Source organism: Aquipseudomonas alcaligenes, from assembly GCF_003205495.1.
Lineage (GTDB): Bacteria > Pseudomonadota > Gammaproteobacteria > Pseudomonadales > Pseudomonadaceae > Aquipseudomonas > Aquipseudomonas alcaligenes_B.
Window position 1 is genome coordinate 212,662 of sequence record NZ_QJRX01000007.1, and the last position, 16,559, is coordinate 229,220.

A 16,559-nucleotide genomic window follows, 5' to 3' on the forward strand; every position below is an offset into this window, starting at 1 on the left:
CTCCTCAGTCGCGCTCGCGGCGCTCGGTATTGAATTGCAGCTCGGCCAGCCGGGCATACAGCGGGTTGCTCAGCACCAGCTCGCCATGCGTGCCGATGGCCTGCAGGCGGCCGCGGTCGATCACTGCGATGCGGTCGGCGTTCTTCACCGTGGCCAGGCGGTGGGCGATGACCAGGGTGGTGCGCCCGCGCATCAGCTCCGGCAAGGCCTGCTGGATCAGGTGCTCGCTCTCGGCGTCCAGCGCGCTGGTGGCCTCGTCCAGCAGCAGGATCGGCGCGTCGCTGAGCAGCGCGCGGGCGATCGCCAGGCGCTGGCGTTGGCCGCCGGAAAGCCCCAACCCGGCTTCGCCCAGGTGGGTCTGGTAGCCCTGCGGCAGGCGCTCGATGAACTCGTGGGCATGCGCCGCGCGCGCCGCCGCCTCGACTTCGGCATCGCTGGCGTCGGGGCGGCCATAGCGCAGGTTGTCGGCCACGCTGCCGTAGAACAGCGCCGGGTTCTGCGACACCAGGGCGAAGCAGCGACGCAGGTCGGCCGGATCGAGCCGCTGGATCGGCAGGCCCTCGACCAGGATCTCGCCCTGTTGCGGGTCGAAGAAGCGCAGCAGCAGGTCGAACAGGGTCGACTTGCCGGCGCCGGAGGGGCCGACCAGCGCCAGGGTCTCGCCGGCGCGCACGGCCAGGTCGATGCCATCGATGGCCGGATGCTGCGGCCGGCTCGGGTAGCTGAAGCGCACGCCGCGCAGCTCCAGCGCACCACTCACTCGCGCGGGCAGCTGCAGCCGCTCGCCCTCAGGCGGCGCGATGATCAGATTGCGCGTACGCAGCAGCTCGGCGATGCGCTCGGCGGCGCCGGCGGCGCTCTGCAGCTCGCCGATCACCTCGCTGATGGCGCCGAAGGCCATGCCGACGATCAGGCTGTAGAACACGAAGGCGGCCAGGTCGCCGCCGCTGATGCGCCCGGCGATCACGTCCATGCCACCGACCCAGAGCATGGCGCCCACCGCGCCGAGCACTAGGACGATGACCACGGTGATCAGCCAGGCGCGCTGGCGGATGCGTTTGCCCGCGGTGGCGAAGGCCGCCTCCACGGTGCCGGCGAAGCGCTGGCGGTCCTGGCTCTGGTGGTTGTAGGCCTGCACCGTCTTGATCTGGCCGAGCGTCTCGCCGATGTAGCTGCCGACATCGGCGACACGGTCCTGGGTCTGCCTTGAGAGCGCACGCACGCGGCGGCCGAAGATCAGAATCGGTGCCACCACCAGCGGCAACGAGCAGACCACGATGGCGCTGAGTTTGGCATTGGTGACGAACAGCAGGATCACCCCGCCGATCAGCATGATGCCGTTGCGCAGGGCCATCGACAGCGAGGAGCCGATCACCGTCTGCAGCAGCGTGGTGTCGGCGGTCAGGCGCGACTGGATCTCCGAGGCGCGGTTGCTCTCGTAGAAGCCGGGATGCAGCTCGATCAGGTGGTCGAACACGCGCTGGCGGATATCGGCCACCACCCGCTCGCCGAGCCAGCTGACCAGGTAGAAGCGGCTGAAGGTGCCGAGCGCCAGGGCCAGCACCAGGACGAAGAACAGGCCGATGGAGTGGTTCAGCGCGGCCTGCGACTGGGTCGCCAGGCCCTGATCCACCAGCAGGCGGATGCCCTGGCCCATGGACAGGGTGATGGCGGCGGTGAACAGCAGCGCCAGCAAGGCGCCGATCACCCGCCCGCGATAGGGCGTGACGAAGCGCCAGGCCAGGCTCAGCGCCTCACGTCGGCTCGCGGGCAGCAGGCTCATGAGCGCGGCTCGGCGCTGTCGAGGAAACGGCCCTGGTGATCCGAGTCGGGCAGCAGGCAGCTTTCATAGCGGCCGAACAGGCGGTAGCGGTTCAGCGCGATGCGGTCGTAGCACCAGTCGCGCAAGGCGCGCGGCAGGATGCGCGGCCAGGCCAGCCAGCGCCAGGCGCCGGGCAGCTGGGCGACGATGCGCAGCACAGCGTCGGAGCGGACGAACAGCGCCTCGCCCTCGACATAGGCCATGGTCTCGAACGCATCGGTGGGCAGGCCGAACCAGGCGAGGATCGCCTGGCCCTCGGCGGACTGCACCGAGCACAGGCGAAAGCGCCGCTCGCGGTCGTGGCGGATCAGGAACTTCGCCCAGCCGTTGCACAGCCGACACACGCCGTCGAACAGCACCACGCGCTCGCCGGCCTGGATATGGGGTGGTAGAGCCATCGCGACCTCCGGAAATCCTGCCGCGATGCTAACTCATCGGACGAAGCGATAGTGACCGGTGATGGCGAAGCCGAACAGGATGTCCTCCTCCTGCGTGCCACGACCGATGTTATGCAGCACCAGTGGTACGCCCGCCGGGCTGGTGCGATCGGAGACGATGCCGATATGCGTGAGGCCGCGCCCCAGATCCCAGGTGACGATATCGCCGGCCTGGTAGTCCGCCGGCTTGTCGCTGACCTTGAGAGCCATGCCCTGGCGCTTGAACCAGGTCATCAGGTTGGGCACGCGGCGGTGGTCGATATTGCGGTCCGGGCGCTGCAGGCCCCAGTTGCGCGGGTAGGCGGAGAAGTGCGCGCGCATGTCCTCATGCACGCTCTTCTGCAGGTCCAGCCCCTGCTGGCGCAGGGCGCGGATCAGCACGTCGGTGCACACGCCGGTGGCCAGCGGCACGTCACCGCCAGGATAGTCGAGCCGACGGTAGACCGGGTCGTAGCCCAGGGTCACGCCGACCTGGCTGCGCGCGGCCTGCACCAGCTGCTGCGGGTCGATGGTCGCCCCGGCGGAGAGGCTGAGCAACAGCCCCAGCAACAGCATGGCAATGGACAGCGACTTCATCATCAGGCCTCCGCTGCGCTTTCAGCGAATCGGGTACAGCAGCTCTTCCTTGTAACCGGCCCACACCCGCACCGCGTCGGGGAAGGCCTCGTCCAGCAGCGGATCGCCGCTGTCCACCAGCAGCGGGCGGCCTTCGAGGGTGCCGAGCTTGCGCTTGGTGGCGATCACCCGCAGGTGCTCCAGGCCGATGGCGCGCAGCACCCGCGGGCTGATCTGCTGGTTGCCGCGGCCGATGATATGGCCCTGGCCGCCGATGGCGGTGACCAGCAGGCGCGCAGGCTGGCAATCGACCAGCGCGAACAACTGCGCCTCGGTCACGTCGCGGGCGATCACCTGGCCGTTCTCGATCACATCCACGCCGAGCAGGGTGGTCTCCAGCCCGAGGTTCTGCGCCAGGCCATGCAGGGTCGAGCCGGGGCCGAAGACATAGCGCACGCCCTGCTCCCAGCTCTCCGCCAGCCAGTCGGCCAGGTCCACCAGCACCAGCTCCTCGGACTCCATGCCGCCCTGCTTGACGTGCTGCATGAACTCGCCTTCCACCGGTACGCACATCTCGCCGTAATGTCGCGAGCCGACCCTGCCGTCGCGCAGGGCCGCTTCATCTATATCGCGCACCTCGCCGCTGGAAAGCCGCACCAGGCCGCCCTCGATCAGGCGTAGGGCCATCTGCCCGGCGGCGCGTGGGCTGATGGCATAGACCGCGGAATGGATCTTCACCCCGGCCGGAATGCCCAGCACCGGCTGCTCCTCGCGCACCGCGCTGCACACGTCGCGCGCGGTGCCGTCGCCGCCGGCGAACAGGATCAGCGCGCAGCCGGCGTCCTGCAGCTCACGCACCGCCGCCTGGGTGTCCGCCGCCGTGGTCGGGCCCTCGCCCAGGCTGCCGAGCACCCGGTGGGCATAGCCCAGCTCCGCCAGCAGGTCAGCGCCCATGGGCCCGGGAAAGGTGAGGAACTGCAGGCGCTCGGCGACCGGCCGCAGGCACTCCAGGGCGATGCGCGTGCGCTCCGCCGCGCGCGGTTCGGCGCCCCGCGCCAGGGCTTCGGCGGCGACGCCGTCGCTGCCCTTGAGCGCCGCCGGGCCGCCGAGACCGGCCAGCGGGTTGATGATCAGGCCCAGATGGAAAACGCTCATAACCACTCCAAAGCGGCGCGGCAACGGCCACGCCCGTCAATCCAAGTCACGCGGTTCTGTCACCGCGCCTTCATCTGCCCACCCTAGACTGCGGCCTATCGTCAGATCAGGAGACGGCCATGCAGCCCACCCCACAGCCCAGCCAGGCCCAAGTCGTGCCCTTCAACCCGCAGCAGCCGGTCGGCGGCGCCATCATCGATGCAGAGGGCCGGGAAATCCCCATCACCGAGCAGATGATCCTGCAGGCCTGTCGCGAACTGGAGCAGAGCCTGCAGCAGCGCCAGGCCGGCTATAGCACCCGGCAGCCCAGCGCCCCCACCAGCGCCGCCAGGTGCGGCGCGTCCCCTTCCAGGCGCACCTGCAGGCCGTCGATCTCGCGGCGGTGAGGATAGTGCTTGCGCAGCTGGTCGAAAGCCGCCTTGCGCTGCGCCGCGTCGCCCACCAGGCTGCGGCGAAAATCCGCGTCGTCGCGGCGCGGGTCGTATACCGCGCGGCACAGGGTGGCCAGGGCCCAGTCGATGGCCGCGTCCTCGTGCAGCGACAGCGCGCCGAGCCAGGCCGGCGGCAGCAGTTCGTCCAGCTGCACCTGCTCGGCCAGGCCCATGGCCCGGCAGTAGGCCTGGTAGATCTGCGCCGTGCCGCGCAGCTTGCCGTCCAGGCTGTAGCCGGCGATGTGCGGGGTGGCGATCTGGCACAGCGCGGCCAGCTCCGGATCGGCCTGCGGCTCGCCTTCCCATACATCGAGCGCCACCTGCAGGTCGGCACCGCTACGCAGGTGGGCCTTGAGCGCCGCATTGTCGAGCACCGCACCGCGGCTGGCATTGATCAGCCAGGCGCCCGGCCTGAGCGCGCGCAGCTGCTCGGCGCCGAGCAGGTGGCGGGTGCCGGCATCAAGCGGCGTGTGCAGGCTGAGCACATCGCACTCGCGCAGGATCTCCGCCAGCTCGACGAAATCGCCGCCCTCGGCCGCCTGGCGTGGTGGGTCGCAGACCCGCACGTCCCAGCCCAGGCCGCGCAGCACCTCGACCAGGCGCCCGCCGACCTGGCCGGCGCCGACCACGCCGTAGGTCAGTTCCGGCAGCTGGCGCCCCGTGCGCTCGGCCAGGGCCAGCAGGCAACCCAGCACGTAGTCGACCACGCCACGGGCGTTGCAGCCGGGGGCGCTGGACCAGGCGATGCCGGCCGCGGCGAAGTAGTCGAGGTCCAGGTGATCGGTGCCGATGGTGCAGGTGCCGACGAAACGCACCTTGCTGCCCTCCAGCAGCGCGCGGTCGACACGGGTCACCGAGCGCACCAGCAGCACTTCGGCGTCGCCCAGGGCGGCGCGGTCGATGGCGCGGCCGGGATGGCGGCGAATCTCGCCGAAGGCGGCGAAGAACTCGTCGAGCAGGGGAATGTTCTCGTCGGCGACTATCAGCATGGGGCACTCCACAGTAGAGCCGCCATTCTAGGCGTACGGCGCCGGCGGAGGTAGGCCGCGCTTTTCTGACCACCCGGACAGGGCTAGACTAGCGCGCCTTGTCGTATCTCCCGCTGGACCCACCATGCCCGCCCTCTCCCGCCCGGCCCGTACCCTGGCCGAAATCCGCGCCCTGCTGGCGCTGGCCACGCCGATCATCATCGCGCAGCTGGCCTACACCTCGATGGGCTTCGTCGACACCGTGATGGCCGGCCGCGTCAGCGCGCGCGACCTGGCCGGCGTGGCGCTGGGCAACTCGCTGTGGGTGCCGGTGTTCCTGCTGATGAACGGCACCCTGCTGGCCACCACGGCCAAGGTCGCCCAGCGCTTCGGCGCCGGCAAGGAGGCCGAGAACGGCCCGCTGGTGCGCCAGGCCCTGTGGCTGGCGCTGGCCATCGGCACGCTGTGCGCGGTGCTGCTGTGGAACGCCGAGCCGGTGCTGCGCCTGATGGGCGTGGATGCCGAACTCAGCGCCCTGGCCATGGGCTACCTGCGCGGCGTCGCCTGCGGCTTCCCGGCCACCGCGCTGTACCAGGTGCTGCGCTGCTTCAGCGACGGCCTGGGCCGCACCCGGCCGAGCATGGTGCTGGGCATCTGCGGCCTGCTGCTGAACATCCCGCTGAACTACGTGCTGATCTACGGCAAGCTGGGCCTGCCGGCGCTGGGCGGCGTCGGCTGCGGCTGGGCCACCGGCATCGTCATGTGGTGCAGCCTGCTGGGCATGCTCTGGTGGGTGCACTGGGCCCCGGCCTACCGCGCCAGCGGCCTGTTCCTGCGCTTCGACTGGCCGCAGTGGCCGGTGATCCGCCGCCTGCTCTCGGTCGGCCTGCCGATCGGCGTGTCGATCTTCGCCGAGTCGAGCATCTTCTCGGTGATCGCCCTGCTCATCGGCGGCCTCGGCGCCACCGTGGTGGCCGGGCACCAGATCGCCCTGAACTTCAGCTCGATGATCTTCATGATCCCCTATTCGCTGGCCATGGCCGCCACCGTGCGTGTGGGCCAGTCGCTGGGGCGCGGCACACCGCGCGATGCACGCTTCGCCGCGGGCGTGGCGATGGCCACCGCGCTGACCTATGCCTGCCTGTCGGCGAGCCTGGTGATGTTGCTGCGCGAGCCGATCGCACGCATCTACAGCCCCGATCCGGAGGTGATCGCCATGGCCGCCACCCTGCTGGTGTATTCCGCGCTGTTCCAGTTCTCCGACGCCGTGCAGGTCACCGCCGCCGGCGCCCTGCGCGGCTACCAGGACACCCGCGCGACCATGCTGATCACCCTGCTCGCCTACTGGGGCATCGGCCTGCCGGTGGGCTATGCCCTGGGCCTGTCCGACTGGCTGGGCCAGCCCTCCGGCCCCAGCGGCCTGTGGCAGGGCCTGGTGGCCGGCCTGACCTGCGCGGCCGTGCTGCTCGGCATCCGCCTGGCGCGCAGCGCGCGGCGGCATATCCGCGCGTAAGGTCCCGGTTCAATCGTCGAGTGCGGGGGTGGCGGCCAGCGCCGCCCAGTAGGGCTCGGACAGGTAGGGCCGGCCGGCCAGCAGGTGCTCGAGATAGGCGCGGCTGGGCGCCAGGCCCTCGCTGCGCCAGACCGGGTTGGCAATGTACAGCCAGGCGCCGATCGGCCCGTGCTGCGTGTCGATCGGCATGCGCTCGCGGCTGTAGAAGATCGGCGTGCCCTCGTAGACATCCAGCTTGAGCAGTTCGTGCTCGTCGGCCAGGCGATAGAGCACGCCTTCCACCACGCCGCCGGCCTGATGGCGGATATTGGCATAGGCCCGCCCCGGATGGTCATGGGCAAGTTTGTCGAAGCACAGCCGGTAACCGCCCAGGCGCCCCGCCAGCGCCTGCTCGACCGTCAGGCCGCGCGCCTGCATGCGCGCCGGGTTCATGTTGGAGCCGTAGGCGAAGTAGTAGGCCATCAGTCGGCCTTCTTGCGAATCCAGTACAGGTAGGTGCCGCCATCCTCGCCCTGCTCCAGCAGCTCGTGGCCGAGGAACATGCAGAACTTGGGAATGTCGCGCTTGGTCGAGGGGTCGGTGGCGAGCACCTTGAGCAGGCCGCCGGCCGGCAGGTCGCGCACCTTGTTGTGCAGCATCATCACCGGCTCGGGGCAGTTGAGGCCGCAGGCGTCGAGAATGGCGTCGGGTTGCAGGGACATGGGCTACTCCGGAAAACTGGCCGCCATTGTTGCGCAAGCTGCGGCCTGGGTCATCAGGACTATTCAGATCCGGCGGCAGAGCCCTACCTGCATGGCGCTGATGCTTGTCAAAAGCTACTCAGCTCAGCAGGGCTCAGGTACTAGAGCTTGAGTCCTGCGCGTTGATCTCAGTGGGAGTTGAGTAGATCCATAGCGCCAGGATGATGTTCACGGGAACCCAGATAAAACTGAGCAGCCAGATTTCGGAGAGGTAAATGGCCAAAACCTGGCAGCAGCAGAAGAGCACAGCAGCAACAGCCAGCAGCACACTTCGCTTGGCGAAAGCAACACTGAGCCAAAAGAAGTAAACAAACCAGCCGCCAAACAGCAACCCAGGAGAAAAAAACACTACACCAGGCCCAATCAAACGAACCCCCAGCTTGAGCATCACAACGTAAGTTACGACGCTTACGACAGGGCTAAGCAAGTACAAGTAAACATTCGTGAACGCGCCAACAATGAAAGCCCTTACTAAGTTCAATTCATCTACTCCTTCGATCCGAGACCCGTCTTACAGCCGGCGCAGGTGGCAGGTGACTTCCTCGCGGTCGTGATACAGCTGCTTGCAGCCGATGGCCACTTTCAGCCCGCGTGCCTTGAGGCCGCTGTCGATGCGCTCGAGCAGGCGCTGCACTTCGGCGTAGCGCTGTTTCATCGGCAGCTTGAGGTTGACCACCGCCTCGCGGCACAGGCCCTCGCCCAGCCAGGTCTCGATCAGCGCCGCGGTGCGCGCCGGCTTCTCGACGATGTCGCAGACCATCCAGTCCACCGGCCGCCGCGGCCGGAAAGTGAAGCCGTCGGCCCGCTGGTGCTCGACCAGGCCGGAATACATCAGACTCTCGGCCATGGGGCCGTTGTCCACGGCGATGACCTTGAGCGAGCGGTTGACCAGTTGCCAGGTCCAGCCGCCGGGCGCGGCGCCCAGGTCGACGGCGGTCATGCCGGCGGCCAGGCGGGCATCCCACTCGGCGCGCGGGATGAAGTGGTGCCAGGCCTCCTCCAGCTTGAGGGTGGAGCGGCTCGGCGCCTCGCGCGGGAACTTCAGGCGCGGGATGCCCATCGGCCACATCGCGCAGTTGTTCGCCGGGGCGATGCCGACGAACACCTCGCGACCGCTGCGAAAGGTCAGCAGCAGGCGCGGCTTGCCGGCGTCCTCGACCAGCCGCCCGGCCTTGCCCAGCGCCTTGCGTAGCGGGGCCTCGAACTTCCTGCAGAAGTTCGACAGCTCCTTGCCCTCGTTGCTGTCGAACACCTCCAGCCACAGGCTGCCGCACTGCGGGTAGGCGCCCAGAACCTCCAGCAGCACGCTGATGCGGTCGCTCTCCGGCAGCTCGACGAACGCGCCGCGCGCCCATTGCCGGGGAAAGATCAGCCGGTTGAAGCGCAGGCCGCGCTGCAGGCGCTCGCTCCCCTCGGCCTCGGTGCAGATGAACTCGGCATGGGCGCTGCCCGGCTTGGCCTTGGCATAGCCGGCTACGTCCAGGCGTGCGGCCTGGTCGCTGATCTCGGCGCAGACTTCGCCTTCGAAGCCGGGGCGACAGTGCAGTAACAGGGTATTCATCGGACGGTCTCCTTCGGCCGCGCATGATAGCCGAGTCCTGTGGCGGCGGCGCCCCGGCGCAGTGGCGTGAGCCCCGTGCAGGGTCTAGTTTCAGAGTTCCTACCTCGCGGGAGACCCGCCATGCCTTCCCTGGACAGCCTCAATTGCCGTCGCAGCCTGCAGGTCGGTGGCCAGACCTATCACTATTACAGCCTGGACGAAGCGGCCAGGAGCCTGGGCGACATCACCCGCCTGCCGCTGTCGCTCAAGGTGCTGCTGGAGAACCTGCTGCGCTTCGAGGACAACGTCAGCGTCAGCGCCTACGACATCAAGGCCATGATCGACTGGCTCAAGCAGCGCCGCAGCGACCACGAGATCCAGTTCCGCCCGGCGCGCGTGCTGATGCAGGACTTCACCGGCGTGCCGGCGGTGGTCGACCTGGCCGCCATGCGTGCTGCCATGGCTGCGGCCGGCGGCGACCCGCAACGGATCAACCCGCTGTCACCGGTGGATCTGGTGATCGACCACTCGGTGATGGTCGACCGCTATGCCTCGCCCAGCGCCTTCGCCGAGAACGTCGCCCTCGAGATGCAGCGCAACCGCGAACGCTATGCCTTCCTGCGCTGGGGGCAGAACGCCTTCGCCAACTTCCGCGTGGTACCGCCGGGCACCGGCATCTGCCACCAGGTCAACCTGGAGTACCTGGCGCGCACCGTCTGGACCAAGGACGAGGACGGCACCACCTGGGCCTTCCCCGACACCCTGGTGGGCACCGACTCGCACACCACCATGATCAACGGCCTCGGCGTGCTCGGCTGGGGCGTCGGCGGCATCGAGGCGGAGGCGGCCATGCTCGGCCAGCCGGTGTCGATGCTGATTCCCGAGGTGATCGGCTTCAGGCTCAGCGGCAGGCTGCGCGAGGGCATCACCGCCACCGACCTGGTGCTGACGGTAACCCAGATGCTGCGCAGCAAGGGCGTGGTGGGCAAGTTCGTCGAGTTCTACGGCGACGGCCTGGCCGACCTGCCGCTGGCCGACCGCGCCACCATCGCCAACATGGCGCCGGAGTACGGTGCCACCTGCGGCTTCTTCCCGGTGGACGACATCACCCTGGGCTACCTGCGCCTGTCCGGGCGCGACGAGCAGACCGTGCAACTGGTGGAGGCCTACGCCAAGGCCCAGGGCCTGTGGCGCCAGCCCGGCCTCGACCCGCTGTTCAGCGACAGCCTGGAACTCGACCTCGGCACGGTGGAGGCCAGCCTGGCCGGGCCGCGCCGCCCGCAGGACCGGGTGGCGCTGCCGCGGGTGAGCCAGGCCTTCGACGAACTGCTGGCCCTGCAGGCCAGGCCGGCCGGCGCCGCGCCGCGCGACAGTGCCCCGGTCGAGCATGACGGCCAGCGCTATGAACTGCAGGATGGCGCCGTGGTGATCGCCGCCATCACCTCCTGCACCAACACCTCCAACCCCAGCGTGATGATGGCCGCCGGCCTGCTGGCGCAGAAGGCCGTGGAGAAAGGCCTGAGCCGCAAGCCCTGGGTGAAGAGCTCGCTGGCTCCCGGCTCCAAGGTGGTCAGCGAATACCTGGCCGCCGCCGACCTGACCCGCCACCTGGACCAGCTGGGCTTCGAGCTGGTCGGCTATGGCTGCACCACCTGCATCGGCAACTCCGGGCCGTTGCTGGAGCCGATCGAGCAGGCCATCCAGGCCGGCGACCTGACGGTGGCCGCGGTGCTCTCGGGCAACCGCAACTTCGAGGGCCGCGTGCACCCGCTGGTCAAGGCCAACTGGCTGGCCTCGCCGCCGCTGGTGGTGGCCTACGCCCTGGCCGGCAGCGTGCGCCTCGACCTGACCCGCGAGCCGCTGGGCACGGGCAAGGATGGCGCGCCCGTGTACCTCAGGGACATCTGGCCGAGCCAGGCGGAGATCGCCGCGGCCATCGCCCGCGTCGACAGCGCCATGTTCCGCAAGGAATACGCGGCGGTGTTCGCCGGCGACGCCCAGTGGCAGGCCATCGCCGTGCCGCAGGCAGCCACCTACCAGTGGCAGGCCGACTCCACCTACATCCAGCACCCGCCGTTCTTCGAAGACATCGCCGGCGACCCGCCGCACATCGGCGACATCCACGGCGCGCGTATCCTCGCCCTGCTCGGCGACTCGGTGACCACCGACCACATCTCCCCCGCCGGCAACATCAAGAAGGACAGCCCCGCCGGGCGCTACCTGGCCGAGCGTGGCGTGGCACCGGCCGACTTCAACTCCTACGGCTCGCGGCGCGGCAACCACGAAGTGATGATGCGCGGCACCTTCGCCAATATCCGCATCCGCAACGAGATGCTCGGCGGCGAGGAAGGCGGCAACACCCGGCACTGGCCGAGCGGCGACAAGCTGGCGATCTTCGACGCGGCCATGCGCTACCAGACCGAGGGCGTGCCGCTGGTGATCTTCGCCGGCAAGGAGTACGGCACCGGCTCATCCCGCGACTGGGCGGCCAAGGGCACCAACCTGCTGGGGGTGAAGGCGGTGATAGCCGAGAGCTTCGAGCGCATCCACCGTTCCAACCTGGTCGGAATGGGCGTGCTGCCGCTGCAGTTCCTGCCCGGCCAGGACCGCAAGACCCTGGCCCTCAGCGGTCGCGAGAAGGTCGCCATCGGCGGCCTGGACGGCGTCGCCCTGCGCCCGCACATGACCCTGGCGCTGGACCTCCAGCGCGAGGATGGCAGCCACGAGGAAGTGGAAGTGCTGTGCCGCATCGACACGCAGAACGAGGTCGAATACTTCAAGGCCGGCGGCATCCTGCACCACGTGCTGCGCCAGATGCTCAAGGCCTGAGCGGCACCGGGCCGGCGTGCCAGAGCGGTTCGCCGGCCCGCCTTGAGCACGAAAGAACTGTGACCGGGAGCAAATCTGGATAGACTGGCCAACTTTGACCAAAGCTCAACTTTTCCCGCTTCGAGCCGATTAAGCAGCAAAGAAGAACGGACCTGCGTGCAATGAAAAACAACCAACCAGTCACCCAGCGCGAACGCACCTTCCCGGCCGAACAGCGGCTGATCTCCACCACCGACCTGAAAGGCCAGATCACCTACTGCAACGACGCCTTCGTCGACATCAGCGGCTTCACCCGCGATGAGCTGATGCGCGCGCCGCACAACATCGTGCGCCACCCGGACGTGCCGCCGGCCGTGTTCGCCCACCTGTGGGCAACCCTGAAGAAGGGCCGCCCGTGGATGGGCATCGTCAAGAACCGCTGCAAGAATGGCGACCACTACTGGGTCAACGCCTACGTCACGCCGATGTTGGATAAAGGCCAGGTGGTCGGCTACGAATCGGTGCGGGTCAAGCCGAGCGCCGAGCAGGTGCGCCGTGCCGAGCAGCTCTATGCGCGGATCAACGCCGGCAAGTCGGCGATTCCCAAGCGCGACGCCTGGCTGCCGGTGGCCCAGGCCTGGCTGCCCTTCATCCTGGTCAGCCAGATCGGCTTCCTGATCGGCCACTGGATGGGCTCGACCTGGGGCTTCCTGCTCGCCGCCCTGCTCTCGGTGCCGCTGGGCCTGGCCGGCATCGCCTGGCAGACCCGCGGGGTCAAGCGCCTGCTGCGCCTGGCCGAGCAGACCACCTCGGACCCGCTGATCGCGCAGATGTACACCGACAGCCGCGGCGCCGAGGCGCGCCTGGAAATGGCCATGCTCAGCCAGGAAGCCCGTCTGAAGACCTGCCTGACCCGCCTGCAGGACACCGCCGAGCGCCTCACCCGCCAGGCCCGCGAGGCCGACCAGCTGGCGCACAACAGCTCGGCCGGGCTGGAGCGCCAGCGCGTGGAAACCGAACAGGTGGCCACCGCGATCAACGAGATGGCTGCCACCACGCTGGAGGTGGCCAGCAATGTGGCACGCGCCGCCATCGCCACCCAGGAAGCCAACCGCCTGACCGGCGAGGGGCGCAACGTCGCCTCGGAAACCCGCGCGGCCATCCAGCGCCTGTCGCAATCGGTGGGCGAGACCGGCGAGACCGTGTCGCGCCTGGCCCAGGACAGCACCGAGATCGGCGGCGTGGTCGACGTGATCAAGGGCATCGCCGACCAGACCAACCTGCTCGCCCTCAACGCCGCCATCGAGGCGGCGCGCGCCGGCGAGATGGGCCGCGGCTTCGCCGTGGTGGCCGACGAAGTGCGCTCGCTGGCCCAGCGCACGGCCGAGTCCACCGAGCAGATCCACGGCCTGATCGCCAAGCTGCAGCGCACCGCCGAAGAGGCGGTGATGACCATGGAAATCGGCCGCAAGCAGGCCGACGAGGGCGTGGAGCGCGTGCAGAAGGCCGACGAGGCCCTGCAGGGCATCAGCGACGCGGTGGCCAACATCACCGACATGGCCAATCAGATCGCCGCCGCCGCCGAGGAGCAGAGCGCGGTAGCCGACGAGATCAACCAGAACATCACCACCATCGCCCAGCTGGCCGACCAGACGGCCGGTGAGGCGCAGAGCACCGCGCAGCTCAGCGAGGCGCTGACCACCACCGCCCAGGACCAGTACTCCCTGGTGGAGCGCTTCAACCGCTAAGCGGACATCCTCAGAGCAAGGCCGGCAATTGCCGGCCTTTTTTCTATCCGCGGCGAACCGCCAGCGCGGCCGTCACCCCCTGAGGAAGTCCGCCACCCTCATCGCCGCCCGCTGCAAATGCTGCGCATGAGAGAAACCCGAAGCCTTGAGCGGCTTGAGGTCGTGGTCGGCGGCCGCCAGCCATTCGATGGCGATGCCCGGCGCCAGCCGGTAGTCATCGACCGTCTCGCGATTGCCCAGGGCATCGCGCTCGCCCTGAACGATCAGGGTCGGCGTACGCAGCTCGGCCAGGTGCTCCACCCGCGGCTTCTCCGGCTTGCCCGCGGCGTAGAAGGGATAGCCCAGGCAGACCAACGCGTCGGCCCCCAGCTCGTCCGCCAGCAGGCTGGCCATGCGCCCGCCCATGGACTTGCCGCCGATGGCCAGCGGCCCCGGCACCAGGCCGCGCACCTCGCCGTAGACCGCGCGCCAGCAGTCCAGCAGTTGCCCCTGTGGATTGGGCGGGCGCTTGCCTGCGCCTGAACGACGCTGCGCCATGTAGGGAAACTCGAAGCGCAGCACGTTCACCCCGCGCGCCGCCAGCAGCTCGGCCATGCGCTGCATGAACTCGCTGTCCATCGGCGCGCCGGCGCCGTGGGCGAGGATCAGGGTGCCCTGCGACATTCCGTCCGCCCCGTTCCACAGCCATCCCCGCGCGCGGCATTGATCCCCGTCAATAACCATCACCTTGCCATTACCCATGCTTGCCCTGCTTTTCATAACCGTGGATGGAAGCCCAACACATGAACACAACCAGCACTGCGGCCTACAACTACAAGGTGGTCCGCCAGTTCGCCATTATGACGGTGGTTTGGGGCATAGTCGGGATGGGGCTCGGCGTGTTCATCGCCGCCCAGCTGGCCTGGCCCGAACTGAACTTCAACCTGCCGTGGACCAGCTTCGGCCGGCTGCGCCCGCTGCACACCAACGCGGTGATCTTCGCCTTCGGCGGCTGCGCCCTGTTCGCCACCAGCTACTACTCGCTGCAGCGCACCTGCCAGACCCGGCTGATCTCCGACAAGCTCGCCGCCTTCACCTTCTGGGGCTGGCAGCTGGTCATCGTCCTCGCCGCCATCAGCCTGCCGCTGGGCTGGACCAGCTCCAAGGAGTACGCCGAGCTGGAGTGGCCGATCGACATCCTCATCACCATCGTCTGGGTCGCCTACGCCCTGGTGTTCTTCGGCACCCTGATGAAGCGCAGGACCAAGCACATCTACGTGGGCAACTGGTTCTTCGGCGGCTTCATCCTCACCGTGGCCATGCTGCACATCGTCAACAACCTGGAGCTGCCGGTCAGCCTGACCAAGTCCTACTCGCTGTACGCCGGCGCCACCGACGCCATGGTGCAGTGGTGGTACGGCCACAACGCCGTGGGCTTCTTCCTCACCGCCGGCTTCCTGGGGATGATGTACTACTTCGTGCCCAAGCAGGCGCAGCGTCCGGTGTACTCCTATCGCCTGTCGATCGTGCACTTCTGGGCGCTGATCACCCTGTACATCTGGGCCGGTCCGCACCACCTGCACTACACCGCCCTGCCGGACTGGGCCCAGTCCCTCGGCATGGTGATGTCGCTGGTGCTGCTGGCGCCCTCCTGGGGCGGCATGATCAACGGCATGATGACCCTCTCCGGGGCCTGGCATAAGCTGCGCTCGGACCCCATCCTGCGCTTTTTGGTGGTGTCCCTGGCCTTCTACGGCATGTCCACCTTCGAAGGCCCGATGATGGCCATCAAGACCGTCAACGCCCTGTCCCACTACACCGACTGGACCATCGGCCACGTGCACGCCGGGGCCCTCGGCTGGGTGGCGATGATCTCCATCGGCTCGCTGTACCACCTGATCCCGAAGGTGTTCGGCCGCGAGCAGATGCACAGCCTCGGCCTGATCAACTCGCACTTCTGGCTCGCCACCATCGGCACCGTGCTGTACATCGCCTCCATGTGGGTCAACGGCATCACCCAGGGCCTGATGTGGCGTGCGGTGAACGACGACGGCACCCTCACCTACTCCTTCGTCGAAGCCCTGGAAGCCAGCCATATCGGCTTCGTGGTCCGGGTCCTGGGCGGCGCCATCTTCTTCGCCGGCATGCTGCTGATGGCCTGGAACACCTGGCTGACCGTGCGTGCCGCCAAGCCGGCCGAATATGACAGCGAAGCCCTGATCCCTTCTGAGGTCGCCCACTGATGAGCAGCAAACACGAAATACTCGAGAAGAACGTCGGCCTGCTGGCCATCGCCATGGTCCTGGCGGTGAGCATCGGCGGCCTGACCCAGATCGTCCCGCTGTTCTTCCAGGACGTGGTCAACGAGCCGGTCAAGGGCATGAAGCCCTACACCGCCCTGCAGCTGGAAGGCCGCGACATCTACATCAAGGAAGGCTGCGTCGGCTGCCACTCGCAGATGATCCGTCCGTTCCGCGCCGAGACCGAGCGCTACGGCCACTACTCGGTGGCCGGCGAGAGCGTCTGGGACCACCCCTTCCTGTGGGGCTCCAAGCGTACCGGCCCGGACCTGGCCCGAGTCGGCGGCCGCTACTCGGACGACTGGCATCGCGCCCACCTGTACAACCCGCGCAACGTGGTGCCGGAGTCGAAGATGCCAGCCTACCCCTGGCTGGTCGAGAACACCCTCGATGGCAAGGACAGCGCCGCCAAGATGCAGGCCCTGCGCACCCTCGGCGTGCCCTATAGCGACGAGGACATCGCCGGCGCCCGCGATGCCGTCAAGGGCAAGACCGAGATGGACGCGCTGGTCGCGTACCTGCAGGTGCTTGGCACCAGCCTGAAGAACAAGAGGTAATAGGAC

General features: G+C 68.4%; 15 protein-coding genes and 1 pseudogene. 6 read left to right on the forward strand and 10 right to left on the reverse strand.

Translation table 11 applies throughout. The annotated features are described in order from the left end of the window. Nucleotides 1-4: 4 nt before the first annotated feature. Genes DMO17_RS14625 through DMO17_RS14640 form a run of 4 tightly spaced genes read right to left on the reverse strand, consistent with a single transcriptional unit; the run spans nt 5 to nt 3,969 of the window. On the reverse strand, nt 5-1,783 hold the full coding sequence (locus DMO17_RS14625; RefSeq protein ID WP_110683226.1) for an ABC transporter transmembrane domain-containing protein: 1,779 nt from the start codon (nt 1,781-1,783) through the stop codon (nt 5-7). Beyond that, a complete protein-coding gene (locus tag DMO17_RS14630) occupies nt 1,780-2,220 on the reverse strand; it encodes a thiol-disulfide oxidoreductase DCC family protein (RefSeq protein ID WP_110683227.1) in 441 nt (146 codons plus the stop codon). Before DMO17_RS14630 ends, DMO17_RS14625 begins: the two co-directional genes overlap by 4 nt. Before the next feature lie 33 nt (nt 2,221-2,253). Continuing rightward, complete coding sequence (locus DMO17_RS14635; protein WP_110683228.1) at nt 2,254-2,838, reverse strand: DUF1287 domain-containing protein; 585 nt, start codon at nt 2,836-2,838, stop codon at nt 2,254-2,256. 18 nt (nt 2,839-2,856) lie between these two features. After that, the gene (locus tag DMO17_RS14640) at nt 2,857-3,969 is read right to left on the reverse strand and encodes an ATP-NAD kinase family protein (protein WP_110683229.1); all 1,113 of its coding nucleotides are present in this window, start codon (nt 3,967-3,969) and stop codon (nt 2,857-2,859) included. Between the two features lie 119 nt (nt 3,970-4,088). Between DMO17_RS14640 and DMO17_RS20070 the strand changes: the two are divergent. Further along, nucleotides 4,089-4,247: pseudogene (locus tag DMO17_RS20070) on the forward strand (PA1571 family protein); the annotation flags it as partial. A gap of 11 nt (nt 4,248-4,258) precedes the next feature. Here the strand turns inward: DMO17_RS20070 and pdxB are convergent. Further along, a complete protein-coding gene (pdxB, locus tag DMO17_RS14650) occupies nt 4,259-5,389 on the reverse strand; it encodes a 4-phosphoerythronate dehydrogenase PdxB (RefSeq protein WP_110683231.1) in 1,131 nt (376 codons plus the stop codon). A 124-nt stretch (nt 5,390-5,513) separates the two neighbouring features. Here pdxB and DMO17_RS14655 point away from each other — a divergent pair, with 124 nt between their 5' ends. Then, complete coding sequence (locus tag DMO17_RS14655; protein WP_110683232.1) at nt 5,514-6,881, forward strand: MATE family efflux transporter; 1,368 nt, start codon at nt 5,514-5,516, stop codon at nt 6,879-6,881. Between the two features lie 9 nt (nt 6,882-6,890). Here the strand turns inward: DMO17_RS14655 and DMO17_RS14660 are convergent, their stop codons facing one another. From DMO17_RS14660 to rlmM, 4 genes are all read right to left on the reverse strand, one after another. Next, a complete protein-coding gene (locus DMO17_RS14660; protein WP_110683233.1) occupies nt 6,891-7,343 on the reverse strand; it encodes a gamma-glutamylcyclotransferase family protein in 453 nt (150 codons plus the stop codon). Beyond that, nucleotides 7,343-7,582, reverse strand: coding sequence for a sulfurtransferase TusA (gene tusA, locus DMO17_RS14665; RefSeq protein ID WP_110683234.1), 240 nt, complete (start codon nt 7,580-7,582; stop codon nt 7,343-7,345). The genes DMO17_RS14660 and tusA overlap by 1 nt, the downstream gene beginning before the upstream one ends. A gap of 133 nt (nt 7,583-7,715) precedes the next feature. After that, nucleotides 7,716-8,012, reverse strand: coding sequence for a hypothetical protein (locus DMO17_RS14670; protein WP_146224922.1), 297 nt, complete (start codon nt 8,010-8,012; stop codon nt 7,716-7,718). Between the two features lie 120 nt (nt 8,013-8,132). Next, nucleotides 8,133-9,182 carry a 23S rRNA (cytidine(2498)-2'-O)-methyltransferase RlmM gene (gene rlmM, locus DMO17_RS14675; RefSeq protein ID WP_110683236.1) on the reverse strand — a complete coding sequence of 350 codons (1,050 nt, stop codon included), beginning with the start codon at nt 9,180-9,182 and terminating at the stop codon, nt 8,133-8,135. 120 nt (nt 9,183-9,302) lie between these two features. On the opposite strand from rlmM, the gene acnA reads away from it, so the two are divergent. Beyond that, complete coding sequence (acnA, locus tag DMO17_RS14680; RefSeq protein WP_110683237.1) at nt 9,303-11,990, forward strand: aconitate hydratase AcnA; 2,688 nt, start codon at nt 9,303-9,305, stop codon at nt 11,988-11,990. A gap of 161 nt (nt 11,991-12,151) precedes the next feature. Beyond that, nucleotides 12,152-13,717 (forward strand): methyl-accepting chemotaxis protein, encoded by a 1,566-nt coding sequence (locus DMO17_RS14685; protein WP_110683238.1) that lies wholly within the window; start codon nt 12,152-12,154, stop codon nt 13,715-13,717. Between the two features lie 72 nt (nt 13,718-13,789). Here the strand turns inward: DMO17_RS14685 and DMO17_RS14690 are convergent, their stop codons facing one another. Continuing rightward, the gene (locus DMO17_RS14690) at nt 13,790-14,458 is read right to left on the reverse strand and encodes an alpha/beta family hydrolase (RefSeq protein WP_110683239.1); all 669 of its coding nucleotides are present in this window, start codon (nt 14,456-14,458) and stop codon (nt 13,790-13,792) included. A gap of 41 nt (nt 14,459-14,499) precedes the next feature. Between DMO17_RS14690 and ccoN the strand changes: the two genes are divergently transcribed. After that, the gene (gene ccoN, locus DMO17_RS14695) at nt 14,500-15,939 is read left to right on the forward strand and encodes a cytochrome-c oxidase, cbb3-type subunit I (RefSeq protein WP_110683240.1); all 1,440 of its coding nucleotides are present in this window, start codon (nt 14,500-14,502) and stop codon (nt 15,937-15,939) included. After that, entirely contained in the window at nt 15,939-16,553 is a 615-nt protein-coding gene (ccoO, locus tag DMO17_RS14700; RefSeq protein WP_110683241.1) for a cytochrome-c oxidase, cbb3-type subunit II, read from the forward strand. The genes ccoN and ccoO overlap by 1 nt, the downstream gene beginning before the upstream one ends. The last annotated feature ends 6 nt before the right edge of the window (nt 16,554-16,559 follow it).

Excerpts from the sequence above, each read along its gene's own strand:
- DMO17_RS14625 (WP_110683226.1), bottom strand. The coding sequence starts at position 1,783 with ATGAGCCTGCTGCCCGCGAGCCGACGTGAGGCGCTGAGCCTGGCCTGG.
- DMO17_RS14630 (WP_110683227.1), bottom strand. The coding sequence starts at position 2,220 with ATGGCTCTACCACCCCATATCCAGGCCGGCGAGCGCGTGGTGCTGTTC.
- DMO17_RS14635 (WP_110683228.1), bottom strand. The coding sequence starts at position 2,838 with ATGATGAAGTCGCTGTCCATTGCCATGCTGTTGCTGGGGCTGTTGCTC.
- DMO17_RS14640 (WP_110683229.1), bottom strand. The coding sequence starts at position 3,969 with ATGAGCGTTTTCCATCTGGGCCTGATCATCAACCCGCTGGCCGGTCTC.
- pdxB (WP_110683231.1), bottom strand. The coding sequence starts at position 5,389 with ATGCTGATAGTCGCCGACGAGAACATTCCCCTGCTCGACGAGTTCTTC.
- DMO17_RS14655 (WP_110683232.1), top strand. The coding sequence starts at position 5,514 with ATGCCCGCCCTCTCCCGCCCGGCCCGTACCCTGGCCGAAATCCGCGCC.
- DMO17_RS14660 (WP_110683233.1), bottom strand. The coding sequence starts at position 7,343 with ATGGCCTACTACTTCGCCTACGGCTCCAACATGAACCCGGCGCGCATG.
- tusA (WP_110683234.1), bottom strand. The coding sequence starts at position 7,582 with ATGTCCCTGCAACCCGACGCCATTCTCGACGCCTGCGGCCTCAACTGC.
- rlmM (WP_110683236.1), bottom strand. The coding sequence starts at position 9,182 with ATGAATACCCTGTTACTGCACTGTCGCCCCGGCTTCGAAGGCGAAGTC.
- acnA (WP_110683237.1), top strand. The coding sequence starts at position 9,303 with ATGCCTTCCCTGGACAGCCTCAATTGCCGTCGCAGCCTGCAGGTCGGT.
- DMO17_RS14685 (WP_110683238.1), top strand. The coding sequence starts at position 12,152 with ATGAAAAACAACCAACCAGTCACCCAGCGCGAACGCACCTTCCCGGCC.
- DMO17_RS14690 (WP_110683239.1), bottom strand. The coding sequence starts at position 14,458 with ATGGGTAATGGCAAGGTGATGGTTATTGACGGGGATCAATGCCGCGCG.
- ccoN (WP_110683240.1), top strand. The coding sequence starts at position 14,500 with ATGAACACAACCAGCACTGCGGCCTACAACTACAAGGTGGTCCGCCAG.
- ccoO (WP_110683241.1), top strand. The coding sequence starts at position 15,939 with ATGAGCAGCAAACACGAAATACTCGAGAAGAACGTCGGCCTGCTGGCC.